General features: G+C 74.2%; 15 protein-coding genes and 1 pseudogene. 10 read left to right on the top strand and 6 right to left on the bottom strand.

From position 1 onward, the window contains the following. Positions 1 to 11 precede the first annotated feature (11 nt). The 8 genes from AB0B20_RS03080 to AB0B20_RS03045 all read left to right on the top strand — a co-directional run bounded on the left by AB0B20_RS03080 (position 12) and on the right by AB0B20_RS03045 (position 7,300). The gene (locus tag AB0B20_RS03080; protein ID WP_064445706.1) at positions 12 to 362 is read left to right on the top strand and encodes a YciI family protein; all 351 of its coding nucleotides are present in this window, start codon (positions 12 to 14) and stop codon (positions 360 to 362) included. Then, positions 359 to 1,564: a sigma-70 family RNA polymerase sigma factor gene (locus AB0B20_RS03075; protein WP_357383149.1), complete on the top strand. Its 1,206-nt coding sequence runs from the start codon at positions 359 to 361 to the stop codon at positions 1,562 to 1,564. The genes AB0B20_RS03080 and AB0B20_RS03075 overlap by 4 nt, the downstream gene beginning before the upstream one ends. 139 nt (positions 1,565 to 1,703) lie before the next feature. Continuing rightward, positions 1,704 to 2,516, top strand: a complete 813-nt coding sequence (locus tag AB0B20_RS03070) for an ABC transporter ATP-binding protein (protein ID WP_357383151.1) — start codon at positions 1,704 to 1,706, stop codon at positions 2,514 to 2,516. Then, complete coding sequence (locus AB0B20_RS03065) at positions 2,513 to 3,229, top strand: ABC transporter ATP-binding protein (RefSeq protein WP_357383153.1); 717 nt, start codon at positions 2,513 to 2,515, stop codon at positions 3,227 to 3,229. Before AB0B20_RS03070 ends, AB0B20_RS03065 begins: the two co-directional genes overlap by 4 nt. A gap of 13 nt (positions 3,230 to 3,242) precedes the next feature. Next, a complete protein-coding gene (locus AB0B20_RS03060) occupies positions 3,243 to 4,121 on the top strand; it encodes a branched-chain amino acid ABC transporter permease (RefSeq protein ID WP_357383155.1) in 879 nt (292 codons plus the stop codon). Continuing rightward, the gene (locus AB0B20_RS03055) at positions 4,118 to 5,263 is read left to right on the top strand and encodes a branched-chain amino acid ABC transporter permease (protein ID WP_357383157.1); all 1,146 of its coding nucleotides are present in this window, start codon (positions 4,118 to 4,120) and stop codon (positions 5,261 to 5,263) included. The genes AB0B20_RS03060 and AB0B20_RS03055 overlap by 4 nt, the downstream gene beginning before the upstream one ends. A gap of 50 nt (positions 5,264 to 5,313) precedes the next feature. After that, on the top strand, positions 5,314 to 6,585 hold the full coding sequence (locus AB0B20_RS03050; protein WP_357383159.1) for an ABC transporter substrate-binding protein: 1,272 nt from the start codon (positions 5,314 to 5,316) through the stop codon (positions 6,583 to 6,585). Between the two features lie 88 nt (positions 6,586 to 6,673). After that, positions 6,674 to 7,300 (top strand): TetR/AcrR family transcriptional regulator, encoded by a 627-nt coding sequence (locus AB0B20_RS03045; protein ID WP_357383161.1) that lies wholly within the window; start codon positions 6,674 to 6,676, stop codon positions 7,298 to 7,300. A 39-nt stretch (positions 7,301 to 7,339) separates the two neighbouring features. Here AB0B20_RS03045 and AB0B20_RS03040 read toward each other — a convergent pair whose 3' ends face one another. The 4 genes and pseudogenes from AB0B20_RS03040 to AB0B20_RS03025 all read right to left on the bottom strand — a co-directional run bounded on the left by AB0B20_RS03040 (position 7,340) and on the right by AB0B20_RS03025 (position 10,877). Beyond that, on the bottom strand, positions 7,340 to 7,927 hold the full coding sequence (locus AB0B20_RS03040) for a cysteine hydrolase (RefSeq protein ID WP_357467603.1): 588 nt from the start codon (positions 7,925 to 7,927) through the stop codon (positions 7,340 to 7,342). Positions 7,928 to 7,937: 10 nt separating this feature from the next. Then, positions 7,938 to 10,023 (bottom strand): annotated as a pseudogene (locus tag AB0B20_RS03035) (glycogen debranching N-terminal domain-containing protein). After that, a complete protein-coding gene (locus tag AB0B20_RS03030) occupies positions 10,016 to 10,384 on the bottom strand; it encodes an SCP2 sterol-binding domain-containing protein (RefSeq protein WP_357383167.1) in 369 nt (122 codons plus the stop codon). The pseudogene AB0B20_RS03035 and the gene AB0B20_RS03030 overlap by 8 nt, the downstream one beginning before the upstream one ends. A 76-nt stretch (positions 10,385 to 10,460) precedes the next feature. Then, positions 10,461 to 10,877: a MarR family transcriptional regulator gene (locus AB0B20_RS03025; RefSeq protein WP_357467599.1), complete on the bottom strand. Its 417-nt coding sequence runs from the start codon at positions 10,875 to 10,877 to the stop codon at positions 10,461 to 10,463. A 95-nt stretch (positions 10,878 to 10,972) separates the two neighbouring features. Between AB0B20_RS03025 and AB0B20_RS03020 the strand changes: the two genes are divergently transcribed. Next, positions 10,973 to 12,763 carry an ABC transporter ATP-binding protein gene (locus tag AB0B20_RS03020; RefSeq protein ID WP_357383172.1) on the top strand — a complete coding sequence of 597 codons (1,791 nt, stop codon included), beginning with the start codon at positions 10,973 to 10,975 and terminating at the stop codon, positions 12,761 to 12,763. Here the strand turns inward: AB0B20_RS03020 and AB0B20_RS03015 are convergent. Next, positions 12,742 to 15,705 (bottom strand): AAA domain-containing protein, encoded by a 2,964-nt coding sequence (locus AB0B20_RS03015; protein ID WP_357467595.1) that lies wholly within the window; start codon positions 15,703 to 15,705, stop codon positions 12,742 to 12,744. The genes AB0B20_RS03020 and AB0B20_RS03015 overlap by 22 nt on opposite strands. A 170-nt stretch (positions 15,706 to 15,875) precedes the next feature. Here AB0B20_RS03015 and AB0B20_RS03010 point away from each other — a divergent pair, with 170 nt between their 5' ends. After that, positions 15,876 to 16,433, top strand: a complete 558-nt coding sequence (locus tag AB0B20_RS03010) for a M23 family metallopeptidase (protein WP_357383176.1) — start codon at positions 15,876 to 15,878, stop codon at positions 16,431 to 16,433. A gap of 50 nt (positions 16,434 to 16,483) precedes the next feature. Here the strand turns inward: AB0B20_RS03010 and AB0B20_RS03005 are convergent, their stop codons facing one another. Next, the gene (locus tag AB0B20_RS03005; RefSeq protein ID WP_357468181.1) at positions 16,484 to 17,269 is read right to left on the bottom strand and encodes a hypothetical protein; all 786 of its coding nucleotides are present in this window, start codon (positions 17,267 to 17,269) and stop codon (positions 16,484 to 16,486) included. Positions 17,270 to 17,329: the final 60 nt, after the last annotated feature.

The raw sequence follows: 17,329 nt of genomic DNA, 5'->3' as shown, positions 1-17,329 counted from the left end.
AGGAGACACCGATGAAGCAGTACCTGATCAGCATGTACCAGCCGGCCGGCCAGGGCCGTCCGGACCCGGAGTTCCTGGCCGGGGTGATGCGCGAGGTCGAGGCCATCGGCCGGGACCTGCGGGAGGCGGGCTGCTGGGTGTTCGGCAACGGCCTGCACGACCCGCAGACCGCCACCGTGCTGCGCCCGGCCGGTGACGAGGTGCTGGTGACCGACGGGCCGTTCGCCGAGGGCAAGGAGTACCTGGGCGGCGTCACCATCATCCGGGCGCCCGACCTGGACGCCGCGCTGGACTGGGGCCGCCGCTACGCCCTCGCCACCACGCTGCCGATCGAGGTCCGCCCGTTCCAGGGCGAGGGATGACCGCTGTCGAACGGGTCTTCCGGGCCGAGTACGGCCGCGCGGTAGCCGTCCTGGTCCGCCTCCTCGGCGACATCGACCTCGCCGAGGAGGCGGTCCAGGAGGCGTTCACCATCGCGGTGACGCGCTGGGCCGCCGACGGCCCGCCGGCCAGCCCGGCCGGCTGGATCATCACCACCGCCCGGAACCGGGCGATCGACAGGTTGCGCCGTGAGGCGACCCGGGCCGCCCGGCACGCCGAGGCCGCCCTGTTGCACGCCGCCGACCCGCCCGCCGAGGAGGGGCCCGTGCCCGACGACCGCCTGCGCCTGATCTTCACCTGCTGTCACCCGGCGCTCGGCACCGGCGCCCGGGTGGCGTTGACGCTGCGCCTGCTCGGCGGCCTGAGCACCGCCGAGATCGCGCGGGCCTTCCTGGTGCCGGAGCCGACGATGGCCCAGCGCCTGGTCCGGGCCAAGGCGAAGATCCGCGACGCCGGCATCCCGTACCGGGTGCCGCGCGACGCGGACCTGCCGGACCGGCTGCGCGGGGTGCTCGCGGTGGTGTACCTGATCTTCAACGAGGGGCACACGGCGAGCGCGGGGGACCGTCTGGGCCGCGCCGAGCTGGGTGCCGAGGCGATCCGGCTGGGCCGGCTGCTGGTCACGCTCATGCCGGACGAGCCGGAGGCGCTCGGCCTGCTCGCGCTGATGCTGCTCACCGAGGCCCGCCGCGACGCCCGGACCGGCCCGGACGGCGTGCCGGTGTCGCTGGCCGAGCAGGAGCGCGGCCGGTGGGACCGGGAGCTGATCGCCGAAGGGCAGGAGCTGGTCCGCCGCTGCCTGCGCCGGAACCGGCCCGGCCCGTACCAGATCCAGGCCGCGATCGGCGCCGTGCACGCCGACGCGCCCGCCGCCGCCGACACCGACTGGCGGCAGATCCTCGCGCTCTACGACCAGTTGGCCGCCGTCGCGCCCGGGCCGGTGGTGGCGCTGAACCGGGCGGTCGCGCTGGCCGAGGTACGCGGAGCGGCGGCCGGACTGGCCGAGGTGGAACGCCTGGACCTGGCCGGCTACCACGTGTGGCACGCGATCCGGGCCGACCTGCTGCGCCGGCTGGACCGGCCGGCGAGGGCGCGGGCCGCGTACGACGCGGCGATCGCCGGCACCGGCAACGCGGCGGAACAGACGTTCCTGCGGCGTGCCCGCGACCGCATGGCGGGATGATCGCACGGACAGTGCACGTAGGAGGCGCGAAGTGGGCACTTGAGGCCCGTGATCATCGAGGCATTGACGCGGCGGCAGAGAAAAGTACACTCCCGGTGTAATTAGTTTTCCGCGCTCCGTCGACCGCCACGAGGTGACGATGAGCCCACCGGGCACAGCCACCGACGATCAGGGCCTGGCGCTGCACCGCGTCGGCGTCCGCTTCGGCGGCCTGACCGCCCTCGACGACGTCTCGCTGCGGGTGCCGCCCGGCCGGGTCGTCGGCGTGATCGGGCCCAACGGCGCCGGCAAGACCACGCTGTTCAACGTGGTCTGCGGGTTCGTCCGGCCGACCGGCGGATCGCTCACACTGGACGGCAGGCCGTTCCGGCCCCGCCCGCACGCCCTCACCCGCCTCGGCATCGCCCGCACACTCCAGGGCGTCGGCCTGTTCGCCGGCCTGACCGTGCTGGAGAACGTGGTCGCCGGAGCCAGCCACACCGCCCGCGCCGGGTTCGCCGCCGCCCTGTTCGGCCTGCCTCGCAGCGACCGGGACGAGCGCCGGCTGCGCGCCCTGGCCATGGACCTGCTCGCCGAGCTGGGCATCGAGAAGTATGCCGACGCCGCCCCGGCCACCCTGCCGTACCCGGTGCGCAAGCGCGTCGCGCTGGCCCGCGCGCTGATCGCCCGGCCCCGGCTGCTGCTGCTCGACGAACCGGCCGGCGGCCTCGGCGCCGACGACGTGGCCGAACTGGCCGACCTGGTCCGCGCGCTGCCCGGACGCGACGACGGCTGTGCCGTGCTGCTCGTCGAGCACCACATGGACCTGGTCATGTCCGTCTGCCACGAGCTGGTGGTGCTCGACTTCGGCAAGGTGATCGCCGCCGGTGACCCGGAGAGCATCCGCGACGACCCGCGGGTCACCGAGGCGTACCTCGGGGCCGACGTGCCGGCCGAGGGGAGCACGACGTGACCGCCGTGCTGGAGGTGGAGGCGCTCAGCTGCGGCTACGGCCCGGTGCCGGTGCTGCGCGACGTGGCGTTCGCCGTTCCGGCCGGCACGGTCACCGCCGTGCTGGGCGCCAACGGCGCGGGCAAGACCACGTTGCTGCGTACCCTCTCGGGTCTGCTGCGGCCCACCGGCGGCCGGGTCCGGTACGCGGGGGAGGACCTGCGTGGTGTCCGGGTGGAACACCTGGTCCGGCGCGGCCTGGCGCACGTGCCGGAGGGACGCGGCGTCGTCACCGAGCTCACAGTGGCGGAGAACCTGCGCCTCGGCGGGCTGTGGCGGCGCGACCGGGCCGACGCCCGGCGCGCGCAGGACGAGGTGTACGAGCTGTTCCCCGCCCTGGCCCGCCGCCGCGACCACGCCGGGCACCAGCTCTCCGGCGGGGAACGGCAGATGCTCGCGATCGGCCGGGCGCTGATCGCGCGACCCCGGCTGCTGCTGCTCGACGAGCCGTCGCTCGGGCTGGCGCCGAAGGTCACCGCGCAGATCATGGCGCTGCTACGGCGGCTGCGCGACGAACGCGGGCTCACCGTGCTGCTCGTCGAGCAGAACGTGCGTTCCGCGCTGTCCGTCGCCGACCAGGGCATCGTGATGTCGCTCGGGCGGGTGGTGACTGCCGCGCCGGCCGCCCGGCTGCGCGACGACGACCAGCTCCGGCACGCGTACCTCGGATTCTAGGAAGGGGTGGCGGATGCAGCGGTTCTGGTTCCTCACCTTCGACGGGCTCGCCACCGGGGCGGTCTACGCGGCGTTCGCGCTCGCGCTGGTGCTCATCTGGCGGGCCGCCCGGGTGGTCAACTTCGCCCAGGGCGCGATGGCGGTGGCCACCGCCTACATCGGGTACGCGGTCGTCTCCGCCACCGGCTCGTACTGGCTGGGCCTGGCCGCGGCGATCCTGTCCGGGCTGGCCCTGGGCGCGCTGGTGGAGCGGCTGCTGATGCGGTTCGCCGGGCCGGGCGGGCCACTGAACCAGGTGATCGTCGCGCTCGGGCTGGTGCTGGTCATCCAGGCGGTACTCGGCATGGTCTTCGGCAACGACTACCGGCCCGCCCCGGCGCCCTTCGACACCGACGCGCTCACCATCGGCGGGGTGGCCGCGCTGTCCCCGTACGACCTGTGGGTGCTCGGCGCGGCGTTGACGGTGGTGGCGTCGCTCGCGCTGCTGTTCACCCGTACCCCGGTCGGGTTGCGGATGCGGGCCGCCGCGTTCGCGCCCGAGGTGTCCCGGCTGCTCGGCGTCAGCGTCGGCCGGATGCTCACGCTCGGCTGGGCGCTCGCGGCCGGGGTGGGCGCGCTGGCCGGCATGCTCGTCGTCCCCACCGGACTCGGACTGCACTCGCACGCCATGGACCTGGTCTTCGTGGTCGCGTTCACCGCCGCCGTGGTCGGCGGCCTGGACAGCCCGGTCGGCGCGGTGGTCGGCGGCCTGCTGGTCGGGCTGATCCTGTCCTACGTCACCGGCTACCTCGGACCGGACACCACCCCGCTGGCCGTCCTGGTGCTGCTGCTGGCAGTCCTGCTGGTCCGCCCCGGCGGGCTCTTCTCCGCGGCGAGAGCGAGGCACGTGTGACGACCACCCCCACCGAGATCGCGCCCGCGGCACCGTCCCCGCTGCGGCGGCTGCTCCCCGGCGCACCGGCCGGACGCGAGGCGCGCGGCTCCACGCTGCTGCGTCACCTGGCGCTGGCCGTGTTCGCCGGCACGCTCGTCGTGCTGGTCACCAACCAGCTCGCGCCGTACCAGAACCTCCAGGTGGCGCGCGTCTGCGCGTTCCTCTGCGTCACCGCCGGGCACACCGTGCTGGTCGGGCTCAACGGCCAGCTCTCGCTCGGGCACGGCGCGCTGATGGCCACCGGCGCCTACACGGTGGCGCTGACCCAGCGGGCCCTGGACGAGCGGGCCGTGTCCGGCTGGTGGACGCTGCCCGCGTCGCTGCTCGTGGCCGTCGCGGTGACCGCGCTCGGCGGGCTGGTGATCGGGCTGGCCGCGGCCCGGCTGCGCGGCCCCTACCTGGCCGGCGTCACGCTGGCCGTGGCGACGCTCGTCCCGGCGGTCACCACGATCTTCACCGGCGTGTTCAACGGCGAACAGGGCCTGCCGTTCCCGGCGCAGACGCCACCGGCGGCGCTCGGCGCCTACTTCCAGCCGGAACGCTGGCTGGCCTGGATCGCGCTGGCCGCCGCGCTGCTCACCATGCTGCTGCTGGCCAACCTGGTGCGCAGCCGCTTCGGCCGGTCCCTGCGGGCGGTACGCGACGACGAGGTCGCGGCCCGGCTCGCCGGCATCCCGGTGGCCCGCACGCAGGTGCTCGCGTTCGTGGTCAGCGCCGCCTGCGCCGGTCTGGGCGGCGGCGCGTACGCCATGATCACCGCCACCGTAGCGCCCGGCAAGTTCCCGCTGGACCTCTCGCTCTTCCTGCTCATGGCCATCGTGATCGGCGGGCTGGGCAGCCTGGCCGGCGCGGTCTGGGGAGCGGTGCTGCTGGTCGCGCTCCAGGATCTGCCCGGCCTGCTCACCGAACATCTCAGCCTCTCCGCCGGCCTGGCCCAGCGGCTGGAGGGCAACCTCGCGCTCGCAGTGTTCGGCCTGGTCCTCATCGTCGTCATGCTCGCCGCGCCGGGCGGCATCGCCGGTGGCGTCCGCGCCGCCCGCGCCCGGCTGCGCGCCGCGCTGCGCCGCCGCCGGGCCCCCCACCGGTCGCCGGACCGCTGACCTCACCGGTTCCACCCACCGTTCGCACCGCCGCACCGGATTGGAGAACCATGCGCCCCACCACCCGTCGCGTTCTCGCGGCCGCCGCAGGCCTGGCCCTGCTGGCCGCGTTGCCCGCCTGCGCCGACGACGAGAAGCAGGCCGCCGAGAACGTCCCCGGCGTCACCGACACCGAGGTCGTCATCGGCACCCACCAACCGCTCACCGGACCGGCCGCGCCCGGCTACTCGAAGATCTCCGCCGCCACCAAGGCGTACTTCGAGCACGTCAACAGCAAGGGCGGGGTGCACGGCCGGAAGATCGTCTACAAGGTCATGGACGACGGCTACAACCCGGCCAGCACCGAGAACGTCGTCCGCAAGCTGGTGCTCGACGACAAGGTCTTCGCGCTGCTCGGCGGCCTGGGCACGCCGACGCACACGAACGTGCTGGAGTTCGTCAAGACGCAGAAGGTGCCGGACCTGTTCGTCGCCTCCGGCAGCCGCAACTGGAACCAGCCGGACAAGTATCCGACGACGTTCGGCTGGCAGCCCGACTACACGGTCGAGGGCAAGATCCTCGCCGCCTACGTCAAGCGCGAGTTCCCCGGCGCGAAGGTCTGCCACTTCGGGCAGAACGACGACTTCGGGCGGGACTCGCTCGTCGGGGTGGAGCAGATCCTCGGCCCGGTGACGGCGAAGCAGACGTACACCACCACCAACCAGCAGGTCGGCCCGGCCATCGGGGCGCTGCGCGCGGCCGGCTGCCAGGTGGTGATCGCGGCGACCATCCCCGGCTTCACCGCGCTCGCCATGGGCCAGGCCGCCGGGCAGGGCTTCAAGGCGCAGTGGGTGGTCTCCAACGTGGGCGCCGACTACACCACGCTGGCCGCCCAGCTCGGCGACAAGAAGGTGATCCTCGAGGGCATGGTCGCCGACAACTACCTGCCGAACGTGGCCGACACCGCCAACCCGTGGATCCAGGAGTTCACCAAGATCCACCAGAGGTACAACGCGGGTAACCCGGTCGACGGCAACGCGATCTACGGCTACTCGATGGCGTACACGTTCGTCCAGGCGATGCTGGCCGCCGGGCCCGACCCCACCCGGGAGAAGCTGGTCGAGGCCGTGCGCAAGGGCGGCTTCCGCGGCCCCGGCCTGGTCCCCTTCCGGTACGCCGACGGCGTGCACGCCGGCTACGGCGGTGTCCGGCTCACCAAGGTGAGCAACGGTGTGCAGGAGTACTTCGGTCCCGCCTACACCACAGACGACGGTGCCGGCGCGGTCACCGAGTTCACCGAGCCGCCGACCGCTCCGCCCGCCGACGCGGTGCCGACCGCGTGAGGCGTACCGCCGGGCGGCCGGGTGCCGGTCGCCCGGCGGCACGCACGTAGAGTGGCCGCCGGTACCCGAGCACAGGAGATCCGTACCCATGATCGAGGTGGAGGCCGACCCGCCGGAGCGGGTGGACGGCCGCGCGGCGCGGGCCGAGCGCACCCGGGCGGCGATCGTGGAGGCGCACCTGGCCCTGATCGACTCCGGTGACCTGCGGCCCACCGGGGAACGGATCGCTGAGCGGGCCGGGGTGTCGCTGCGCACGCTCTGGACCAACTTCAAGGACATGGAGACGCTGTTCGCCGCGACCGGGCGGCGGGTCGGCGAGCGGCAGGCCGCACTCTGGCGGCCGGTGCCGCCGGAGCTGCCGCTGACCGCCCGGATCGCCGCGTTCTGCGACCAGCGCGCCCGGCTGCTGGAGGTGCTGGCGCCCTCGGCCCGCGCGTCGGCGCTGCGGGAGCCGTTCTCCCCGCAGTTGCGCCGCAACCGGGAGGCGGCCGTCGCCCGCGTCCGGCAGGAGATCGAGTCGGTGTTCGCCCCCGAGCTGGCGCAGGCCGGGCCGGGCCGGGAACAGTTGCTCGACGCGCTCACCGTGGCCGGCACCTGGTCGGCCTGGTCGATGATGCGCGACTCGATGGGGCTCGACGTCGACGCCGCCCGCGCCGTGATGGCCCGTACGCTCGGCGCGCTGCTGGTCGACGCGATCGCCGCCGGCCTGCGCTGAGCGCTCGCGCCGGCCTGCGCTGACGGTCCCGGCTCCCGGTCAGGCGATCTCGCCGGTGGTGGCCACCTCGCCGAGCTGGCCCAGCGTGCTCAGGTAGGTGTCGTGCAGCTCGTCGGTGGCCGCCGTGCACGCGTCGGAGACGGTGACGATGCGGTACCCGTTGTCGACCGCCTGGTAGGCGGTGGCGGCGATGGCCAGGTTCGTCGCGACGCCGGTGAACACCACGGTCCGCACGCCCCGGGCGCGCAGGATCAGGTCCAGTTCGGTGCCGGAGAATCCGCCGAGCCGGGTGCCGGTGACCACGATGTCGCCGGGCTGTCGCGCGACCTCGTCAACGATCCGGGTCTTCGGGTCGCCCTCCAGGAACGCCCCGCGTTCGGCGATCATGGCGAAGCTCGGGGTGTTGGTGATCAGGTCCGGATGGCCGGGCCGGTAGGCGACGCGGGTGAAGACCACCAGGCCGCCCGCCGCCCGCGCGGCGGCGGCGACCCGGGCCGCGTTCGCCGCCACGCCGTGCCGGGCCACCTGGCCGGCGAAGAACGGGCCGAAGACGCCGTCCGGGCTGACCACCTCGTGTTGCCAGTGGACGCCCACGACCGCTGTGTGTGCCCAGTCGATGCGCTGCATGGGGATCCCGTCACGGTGCGGAGAGCTGCTGCGGCGCCAGCTCGTAGCGGCTCAGGCCGCCGGCGGGGGTGCTCCTGCCGAAGGCGTCCAGGCGTCCCCAGCGGCCGGGGACGTCGAGCAACGCCACGTACTCGAGGTTAGCAGGCAGGGCGGGCCGGGCCACGAGATCGTCGCCGACCGGCCGGAGGCCGAGCATCGTCCGCAGGAGCAGCAGCGGCGCGCCGGCCGACCACGCCTGCGGGCTGCACGCGGTCGGATACCGGATCGGATACCGGGTCTCCGAGCGGGCGTGCCCGGCGAACGCCTCCGGCAGCCGGCCGTCGTAGAAGGCCGCCGCGTCCAGGATGCCGGCCGCGATGCGGGCCGCCTCGTCGGCGTACCCGTAGCGCCGCAGACCCCAGGCGATGAACGAGTTGTCGAACGGCCAGATGGTCCCGACGTGGTAACCGACCGGGTTGTAGCGGGCCTCGCCCTCGGCCAGCGTGCGGACACCCCAGCCGCTGAACATCGCCGGTGACATCAGGTGCCGTACCAGAGCCTCGGCCTTCGGCTCCTCGACGATGCCGCTCCACAGCAGGTGGCCGATGTTCGACGAAAGGGCGTCCACCCGGCGGCCGTCGCCGTCCAGCGCCAGCGCCATGTACTCGCCGTCGTCGATCCAGAAGTCCTGGTTGAAGCGGCGCTTGAGGTCGGCGGCCTCACGTTCCAGCCGGTCCGCGTACGCCGGGTCGTGCCAGATCTCGCGGGCCAGCCGGGCGGTGCGCACCTTCGCGTCGTACGCGTACCCCTGGAGTTCGCAGGTGGCGCGGGGGAAGCCCGGCAGCCGGCCGTCGCGGTAGGAGATGCTGTCCCACGAGTCCTTCCAGCACTGGTTCTCCAGGCCGTTCACCGTGTTGCGACGCTCGTAGGAGACGTACCCGTTGCCGGCCCGGTCGGCATAGTGGTCGATCCAGTCGATCGCTGCCCGTGCCTCCTGCTCCACCGCGCGTACGAGGGCGGCGTCGCCGGTCCACCGCTCGTACTCGTCGAGCAGCACGAGGAACAGGGGAGTGACGTCCGCGCTGCCGAAGTAGGGGCTGTGCGGTGTCTCGTCGAAGACGGTCAGCTCGCCGTAGCGCATCTCGTGCAGGATCCGGCCCGGCTCCTCCTCCCGGAAGTCGTCGATCCGGCTGCCCTGACGGAAGGCGAGCACGGTGAGCGTGGTGGCGGCGAGTTCGGGCGCGAACGGCAGCGCCTGGAGGCTGGTGAGGATGCTGTCCCGGCCGAACAGGCACATGAACCAGGGCAACCCGGCCGCCAGCACGCACCCGGTCCCGGCGAGGAACGGGCTGAACCGCAGCGCGGCCAGGTCGATGAGGCTCTGCCGGTAGGTGTTCTGCAACGGCCCCCAGCTGGTCTCCAGGCGCGGCGCCCGGTCCAGCCACTCCCGTAGTTCGCCTGCCTTGTTCCGCTCGGCGCCGGCGGCCCGTCCCGGCAGGCGCAGCCGCTCCAGCCCGCGGGGCAGGGGGAGGTCCGGCTCGGCCGTCAGCCGGGTCTGCCACCGGCCGTGCGGTTCGATGTGCACGCGCAGCGTCAGGCCGTTCTCGTCCACCTCCGCCGGAGCCGTCGCGGACACGATCGTCTCGCGGCGGTAGCGTTCGCGCTGGTAACCCAGGACGAGTCGCGGGCCGTCGACCCGACGGTAGTGCCGCCCCTCGCGGTTCGTCGTGCCCTCCTTGACCGCGAAGAGGTCCGCGAAGTCCGTCCACCTCGATCCGCACGGTCAGGTCGACGGGCCGCCGGTCGTTGTTGACCAGGAGCAGGTCCTCCTGGAGTCCGCTGTCCAGCCGGTGGGTCCGGCGCACCTCGAGCGTGCTGTTGACGTAGACGTCCTGACTGCCCGGAACCAGGTAGAACCGGTTCTCGAAGTACTGGATGTCGTCGATGGACAGCGTGCTGAGCCGCTCGCCGTCGATGGTGAGCTGCCACCGGGACAGCAGACGGGTGTCGTGGGCGAACAGGCCGTGGGTGGCGTCGGCCGCCGGGACGATGTCGCCCGCCCGGTCGCAGACCAGGAAGGTCGTCCCGTCGAAGATGCCGACGTGGTCGTCACCCATCGTCGTCTCCCCGGTGTCGTGCCGGGCGCGAGCCGGGCGGGGAGGGGAACAGCCGGCGTACGGTCGCGAACAGCCGCGGGCTGCCCTCCACCTCGGCCTCGCCGCGCAGGACGGTGGTCAGGAAGTACGCCTCGCCTCGCGCGATCCGGTCGAAGACGGCCCGGTCCGCCCGGACGACCGCGTCTCCGCCGGTGGCCTGCCGCGTCGCCGTGACCTCGCCCCGGGCGACGGAGACCAGCCAGTGGTCGACCGAGCCGTCGCCGGCGATGTCGAACCGGACGGTGCCCTCGTGCAGCGCTGTCGGCCCGCGCTGCCTGCGCTGCCCCAGGCTCCGGAAGAACTCTTCGGTGGCGTCGACCATCGGCCCTCCTTCCGATGGCGCTATTCCCCGCAACGGGGCCCGTCGTCTCACCCGGAACGGGTGAAAAACGGCGGATCTATTCCTCGCGCAGCAGGCGCAGGATGCGGGCCAGCTCGGCCCGGTCCTCCGGTGCGAGCGCGCCGAAGAACCGTTCCGCCTCGGTGGCCCGCGCCTGCCGGATCGCGGTGCCCACCCGCTCGCCCTCGGCGGTGGGGGCGACCAGCGTGGCCCGCCTGTCACCCGGGTCGGGCCGCCGCCGCACCAGGCCACGTTCCTGCAACCCGTCGATCACCTCGGTGGCCGAACGCGGGGCGATGCGCAGGTGCTCGGCGAGCGCGCCGGGCCGCAGCGCGCCGTGGCGCATCAGCACGCCGAGTGCCCGCGCCTGCCCGGGGCTGATCTCCCACGGTTCCAGCGCACGCTTGGTCTGGTGCCGCAGCCGGCGGGTCACCGCCCAGAACGTCTCGGCCAGGCTCTCGTCGCTGCCGCTCACGGGGAATACGGTAACAGGCTTTCGTGTTTTTCCCTCATGTTGAGGTAACCTCAGCATTGTTGGTGGCAGCATCGTCCCCCACACGAGGAGCACCCTTGGATCGCATCCCCGACGGCCGCCGCGACGGCCGAACCGTCTCCCCGGCCGAGAAGGCCCAGGCCCGCGACGTGTCCCTGCGCCGCATCGGCGGCCTGTTCACCGCCCACCGAGGCCCGCTCGCCACCGTGGTGGCGATCATCGTGGCGTCCTCGATCATCGCGATGGCGACGCCTTTCCTGCTGCGTACCGTGATCGACAGGGCCCTGCCGGAGCGTGACCTGACGCTGCTGGCCTGGCTGGTCGCGGGCATGGTCGCGGTCGCCGCCGTGACCGCCGTGCTCGGCGTCGTCCAGACCTGGATCTCCACCCGCGTCGGCCAGGAGGTCATGCACCGGCTGCGCACCGACGTCTTCGCCCACCTCCAGCGGCAGTCGATCGGCTTCTTCGTGCGCACCCGCACCGGCGAGGTCCAGTCGCGCATCACCAACGACATCGGCGGCATGCAGTCGGTGGTCACCTCCACCGCCACCTCGATCGCCGCCAACCTCACCACGGTGGTCGCCACCACCATCGCCATGCTGGCGCTGAGCTGGCGCCTCACGCTCGTCTCGGCGGTCGTGCTGCCGCCCGCGCTCTGGCTCACCCGCCGGGTCGCCCGGCTGCGCCGGGAGATCACCGCCCAGCGCCAGCGGGAACTGGCCGACCTCACGGTGACCATCGAGGAGGGGCTGTCGGTAAGCGGCGTGCGGCTGGCCAAGACGCTCGGCACCGGCCCCGCCCTGGTCGACCGGTTCACCACCTCCTCGGCCCGCCTGGTCGACCTGGAACTGCGCTCGGAGCTGGCCGGACGCTGGCGGATGGCCGCCATGAGCATCGTCTTCGCCGCCATCCCGGCGGTGATCTACCTGGGCGCCGGCCTGCCCGGCACCGCCGGCACGCTCACCATCGGCACGCTCGTCGCGTTCACCGCGCTGCAGGGCAACCTGTTCCGGCCGCTGATGGGCCTGCTCAACGTCGGCGTCACGCTCACCGCGTCCCTGGCCCTGTTCGCCCGCATCTTCGAATACCTCGACCTGCCCGTCGAGGTCGCCGAGCCGGATCGCCCGGTCCCGCTGGACCCGGCCACCGCCCGTGGCCACCTGCGCGTCGAGGACGTCACCTTCAGCTACCCGGGCAGCGACACCGCCGCCCTGGCCGGCGTCAGCCTGGACGTCCCCGCCGGCACCAGCCTCGCCCTGGTGGGGGAGACCGGCTCCGGCAAGAGCACACTCGCCGCGCTGATCAGCCGGCTGCACGACCCGGACGCCGGCCGCGTCACCATCGACGGGATCGACCTGCGCGACCTGCGCCCGGCCGACCTGGCCGCCGTCGTGGGCGTGGTCAGCCAGGAGACGTACCTGCTGCACGGCACCGTGCGGCACAACCTCCGGTACGCCCGCCCCGACGCCACCGACGCCGACATCGAGGCCGCCGCCCGCGCCGCGCGCATCCACGACCTCATCAGCGCGCTGCCCGACGGGTACGACACCATGGTCGGCTCACGCGGCCACCGGTTCTCCGGCGGCGAGCAGCAGCGCCTGGCGATCGCCCGGACCCTGCTGCGCGACCCGCGGATCCTGGTGCTGGACGAGGCGACCAGCGCGCTGGACACCGAGACCGAGCGCGCGGTCCAGCGGGCGCTGGACGAGCTGGCCCGGGGCCGCACCGTGGTGACCATCGCGCACCGGCTCTCCACCGTCCGCGACGCCGACCGCATCGCCGTCCTCGACCACGGCCGGATCGTCGAATCCGGCACCCACGACGCGCTGCTGGACCGGCGCGGCCGCTACGCCGCCCTGGTCGGCTGAGCACCGGCCCGCGCGGTGCCGCCGGTGCCGGGCCCGGCGGGCTCGTCGGGGCCGCTTTCGCTGCCCGGCCCGTCGGGCCCGTCGGGGCCGCTTTCGCTGCCCGGCCCGGCGGCGCCGATGCCCGACGCCAGCTCCAGGGCGGCCCGGATCGGGTCGCCCGCCCAGCGGCTGGCGAACGCCTCGTGCAGCCGCCACCCGGCCCGGATCAGCGTGCGCTGCCGTTCCAGGTGCGCCGCCGCACCGTCCGGGTGCACCCCGCAGATCACCCCGACGGCGTCGGCGTCCCCGCCCACGCAGAGGTCGACGCGCCACCGGCCCACCGGATATCCGGGCCGCACCGGCAGCCCGAGCCGGCTCAGCTCCTCGGCCAGCTCGGCGGTCCAGCCGGTCACCGGCACCGCCTCCGGCGCGACGGGTGGCCGGTCCGCGTAGGCCAGGAAGTCACCCACCAGGCCCTCCGGCGAACGCAGCGAGGTGACCACTGTCAGCCGCCTCCGGGCCCGGGTGACGAGCACGTTGAACAGGTTCGGCCCGGCGGCGAACCGGTGCCGTGCCGGCGGGTCGCCGTCCACCAGCCCGAGTGAGGCGATCACCACGTCCGCCTCGCTGCCCTGGAACGCGTGCACCGTGCCCGAGCGCAGGCCGAGGCGCTCGATCTCGTCGACGTCGTACGCGGCCAGCAGCGCCGCCTCCACCGCGTCCGCCTGCGCGCGGAACGGGGTGACCACCGCGATGCCGCCCGGCGGGGGATCGGCGGCGAGTCGCCGTACCAGGTCGAGGACGGCGGTGACCTCGGCCTGGTTGACGCCGTCGACAACGCTCGCACCCTCGACGGTCACCACGTCGATGACGTCGGCGCGCTCGTTGCGCGGATGCCGGGTGACCAGTTCCAGCCGGTCGCCGTAGAACCGGCGCGCGGAGAACCCGATCAGGTGCGGCACGGACCGATGGTGCTCGCCCAGCCAGGTGACCGGGGCGGCGCCGGTGGCCACGTCGAAAGCGCTGGACCGGCGTACGTCGAGCCGGTCGCCGAAGCGTTCCAGACCGTGCCGGCGCAGGGTGGCGGCCACGTCCACGTCGGCCACGAACGACACGAACCGCAGCTGCCGGGGGTCGCCGGCCACCAGCGCCCGCCGGGCCCGGGCCAACGCCGGCGCGGCCCGCAACTGGTCGATGTGCGCGGCCTCGTCGAGCACCACCAGGTCGAACATCCCCGGCATCGGGGGCAGCAGGTCCTCGACGTCGGTGACCGTGCCGACCCACAGCGGCAGCGCCCGTACCAGCGCCCGGGCGTCCAGCCCGGCGAGCAGTTCGCGGCGGCGGTTGCGTCCGGCCCGCAGCGCGGCGGCCAGGCCACCCGTGGCACGCCGCGCCGCGTCGCTCCACCGGTGGGCGCTCGTCGCCCGGTGGCGCATCGCCGTGCCGACGGCCTCGGCGAGCGCCGCCTCGGCGGTGGCCAGGGCACGCCAGGAGCCGGCCAGGTCGGTACCGCCGGTGGCCGCCAGCCGCGCCGCCGCCCGTACCGCGCCCGCCGCCTCCACCGCTGTTCGCAACCGTTCCGCGGGTACGTCGCCGCCGCTGAGCCGGCGCAGCCGTGTCCCGGCCCGCGACCGCCGCCAGCGCCGCCACCAGCCGTCACCGGGTGCCGTCGACGCCACCAGCGTGGTGTGGACCGCGTCCAGGTCGGTGTCCGGGTCGAACAGGTGGGGGAGGTCCCGGCTCAGGGCGGGCAGCAGCGGCTGCCAGTCGGGCAGCGTGGCGGCCCGGTGTTCCTGGTCGAGGGCGGCGGTGATCGCGTCCGACAGGGCGCGTACCCGGTCGGCGGCGGACGCCACGGCGGCCTCGGCGGTCCGCAGTGTGGCGTCGTCGGTCCCGGCGCCCGCGCCGCCGGCCAGATCGGCGGCGATCGTCTCCCGGCGCTCGGCGTCGCCGAACAGCACCGGTGCGGGGCCGCTGTGCCGGCGCAGCAGTTCACCGAGCACGTCGGCGGCGTGCACCGACTGGGTGGCCACGAGCACCGACCCACCCCGGTCCACGGCGTCCAGCGCGGCGGCGACCAGGGCGTGGCTCTTGCCGTTGCCCGGTGCGCCCGAGACGACCACCACCGGTTCGACGCGGGTACGCCGCACCACGTCACGCTGGGCAGGACTCAACGGCAACGGCGACAGCACCTCCGCCTCGCCGGCCACGCCACCGGCGTCCGCGCGCCGTCTGCCGTCCGCGCGCCGTCCGCGGCGGCCGCCTCGGACGTTGCCGCCGACCGGGACGTCGCCGCCGACTGGGACGGTCTCGCCGCCCTGGCCGGTGTAGAGGCGACTCAGGGCCGTGTCCGCCAGCCCGGGCCGGACCGCCCAGGCGAGCAGCGTGTCGCGTAGCCGGCCGCCCAGCACGTCGCGGGTGGTGAAGAGCGCGGCGGCGGCGACGCCGACAAGTGTCTCGTCGTCGACGCGGCGGGGCGGTCGCGCCTGCACCGTCGCGAGCTTCAGGCCGGCGGCCTCGGCGGCGGCGGTGATCCACGCCCTGGTGCCGGGCGCACCGAGCCAGCCGGATCCGGCCAGCCCGGGGGCGGCCTCCAGCCGGCCGGCGAGGTCCCGATCCTCGATCAGCGTGGTCAGTTCCAGGTCACCGGCCGGCACGATCCGGTAGGTCCGGCTGGTGCGCTCCAGGCGTACCGGCTGGGCCAGTAACGGCACGCGGACCCGCCGGTGGCTGCCGTCGAGGTCGGCGCCGCCGACGACGAAGGCCAGACCCCGGCGCAGGATCCGCTGGTCGCGGTGCAGCGCGTCGAGGGCGGCCAGCCGGTCCAGCCGGGCGTCGCGCGGCGCGCGGTCGGGCCCGGGCAGCCAGATGAGCGGCCGGCCGGCGCCGGAGACGTCGAAGGCCCGCTCGGCGCCGGCCGGGGCCAGGTCGGCGAGCGCGGTGAGGATCTCGGCCGCCTCCATCGCCCGCGATTGTGCCGTACGTGCTCCCGGCCCGGCCACCGCCGAACGACGCCGCCGGGCGACGGAATGTAGGAAACCTTTGCCAAGACATTCATCTCTGTAGCTATTTACCCGGCGGGACGGCTGCCCTAGCATCGATTTACATCGTTGTCGATGAAGAGGAGAGGTCGATGTCCCTGACGTTCACCGCGGCCCGGATGCGCGTGCCCGCAGTGCTCACTGTCGCCGTCGTCGCCGGTGCGATGCTCGGCGTGCAGCCCGCGCAGGCCGCCCGGCCGGGCTTCCGGATGCCGTTCCTGTGCGGCCAGACCTGGCAGGGCAACAACTGGAACGGGCACAGCCCGGCCCACGCCATCGACTGGAACCACTACGACGCCAGCGGCAGCCCCGACGACCTCAACCGCCGGACGGTCGCCAGTGCCGCCGGCACCGTGCTGGAGTCGTACTACTCCACCACCTCCGGCTACGGGAACACCATCGTGATCGGGCACGGCGACGGCTGGCGCACCCGGTACGCCCACCTCAACTCCCGGGCCGTGGAGAAGGGCGACACCGTCAAGCGCGGCGACGTCATCGGGCGGGTCGGCGCGACCTCGGCGAAGTACGACCTCAGCCCGCACCTGCACTACGAGCAGATCCACGACGGCAGCGTCGTGGTGGCCGTCGTCCAGGGCGTCACCTGGTCCGACGGGCTCAAGCGCAACCAGACCAGCACCAACGCCTGCTGACCGGCGCCGGGACCCGATCCGACGCCGCCGTCCCGGCCTGACTGGCGGGCTCAGACCGCCGGCGGCTCCGGGCCGTCCGCCCGCGACCGCTGTCCCGGGGCCGGACGCGGCGCGGGCGGGGGGAGCAGCGGCTCCAGCGGGGTGAACGACTCGACCGGACCGTCCGGCTGTGCGCCACGCCGCCCCTGCCCCGGGCCGGTGCCCGCCCCGCCGGGCGTCCCGCGCGCGTCCGCCGCCCGGTCGCGCTGGTCGCGCCGGTCGTGCTCCTCGGCGTACCCGGCGCGACGGCGGGCCAGGTCGCGCTCGCACTCCAGTGCGATGCGCTGCTCCCAGTACGGCTGGAGCAGCCGGCGTACCCGCTCGTCCAGGTGCACTGTGACGTCCGGCTCGCAGGTGAACGTCACCTCGCCGTGCGCGTACGTCCAGGGCGGCGGGTCGTCGTCGGCGAGCGCGGCGGTCAACGCGGCGTGCAGGTCGCGCGGGCGGTGCGGCGGCACGTCCACCGCGTACCGGACCGCGAGCCGGTGCAGGCGCTGCGTGGCCTGCCGCTGGAAGTAGTCCACGTACCAGCCGAACAGCTCCGGCCGCGCCGAGTCCGACGACCAGGTGTAGGTGGCCCGGACCAGGAACACGTACACCTCGCCCTGGGCCGGCACCGCGAGCGGCTCCGGGACGCGCCGGTCGACTGTGGTCACCGGCGTCACCGGCTCCTCGGTCCACCAGAGCTGCCGCAGCGTCGGCTGCGCGCCGTCCCAGAAACGCCGGGCCCGTACGCGCGCCGCCTCGCCGAACGCCCGCGCCCGCCCGGCCCACCGCCGTCGGCCGTCCGCCGGCACGCCGGGTGGCGGCGGTGAGCGTGGCGGACAGGTGCAGCCACCAGGCGTCCTCCCCGGCGG

Origin of the sequence: Micromonospora sp. NPDC049151, assembly GCF_040648395.1 — a bacterium.
Classification (GTDB): Bacteria; Actinomycetota; Actinomycetes; order Mycobacteriales; family Micromonosporaceae; genus Micromonospora.
The sequence above is the reverse complement of the archived record's forward strand: the minus strand, read 5'-3'. Positions and strand labels throughout refer to the sequence as shown.

What these genes read in the sequence shown, in the direction of transcription:
- AB0B20_RS03050 (WP_357383159.1), top strand. Translation starts at nt 5,314, where the DNA reads ATGCGCCCCACCACCCGTCGCGTTCTCGCGGCCGCCGCAGGCCTGGCC.
- AB0B20_RS03040 (WP_357467603.1), bottom strand. Translation starts at nt 7,927, where the DNA reads ATGCAGCGCATCGACTGGGCACACACAGCGGTCGTGGGCGTCCACTGG.
- AB0B20_RS03075 (WP_357383149.1), top strand. Translation starts at nt 359, where the DNA reads ATGACCGCTGTCGAACGGGTCTTCCGGGCCGAGTACGGCCGCGCGGTA.
- AB0B20_RS03080 (WP_064445706.1), top strand. Translation starts at nt 12, where the DNA reads ATGAAGCAGTACCTGATCAGCATGTACCAGCCGGCCGGCCAGGGCCGT.
- AB0B20_RS03045 (WP_357383161.1), top strand. Translation starts at nt 6,674, where the DNA reads ATGATCGAGGTGGAGGCCGACCCGCCGGAGCGGGTGGACGGCCGCGCG.
- AB0B20_RS03015 (WP_357467595.1), bottom strand. Translation starts at nt 15,705, where the DNA reads ATGGAGGCGGCCGAGATCCTCACCGCGCTCGCCGACCTGGCCCCGGCC.
- AB0B20_RS03010 (WP_357383176.1), top strand. Translation starts at nt 15,876, where the DNA reads ATGTCCCTGACGTTCACCGCGGCCCGGATGCGCGTGCCCGCAGTGCTC.
- AB0B20_RS03070 (WP_357383151.1), top strand. Translation starts at nt 1,704, where the DNA reads ATGAGCCCACCGGGCACAGCCACCGACGATCAGGGCCTGGCGCTGCAC.
- AB0B20_RS03030 (WP_357383167.1), bottom strand. Translation starts at nt 10,384, where the DNA reads ATGGTCGACGCCACCGAAGAGTTCTTCCGGAGCCTGGGGCAGCGCAGG.
- AB0B20_RS03060 (WP_357383155.1), top strand. Translation starts at nt 3,243, where the DNA reads ATGCAGCGGTTCTGGTTCCTCACCTTCGACGGGCTCGCCACCGGGGCG.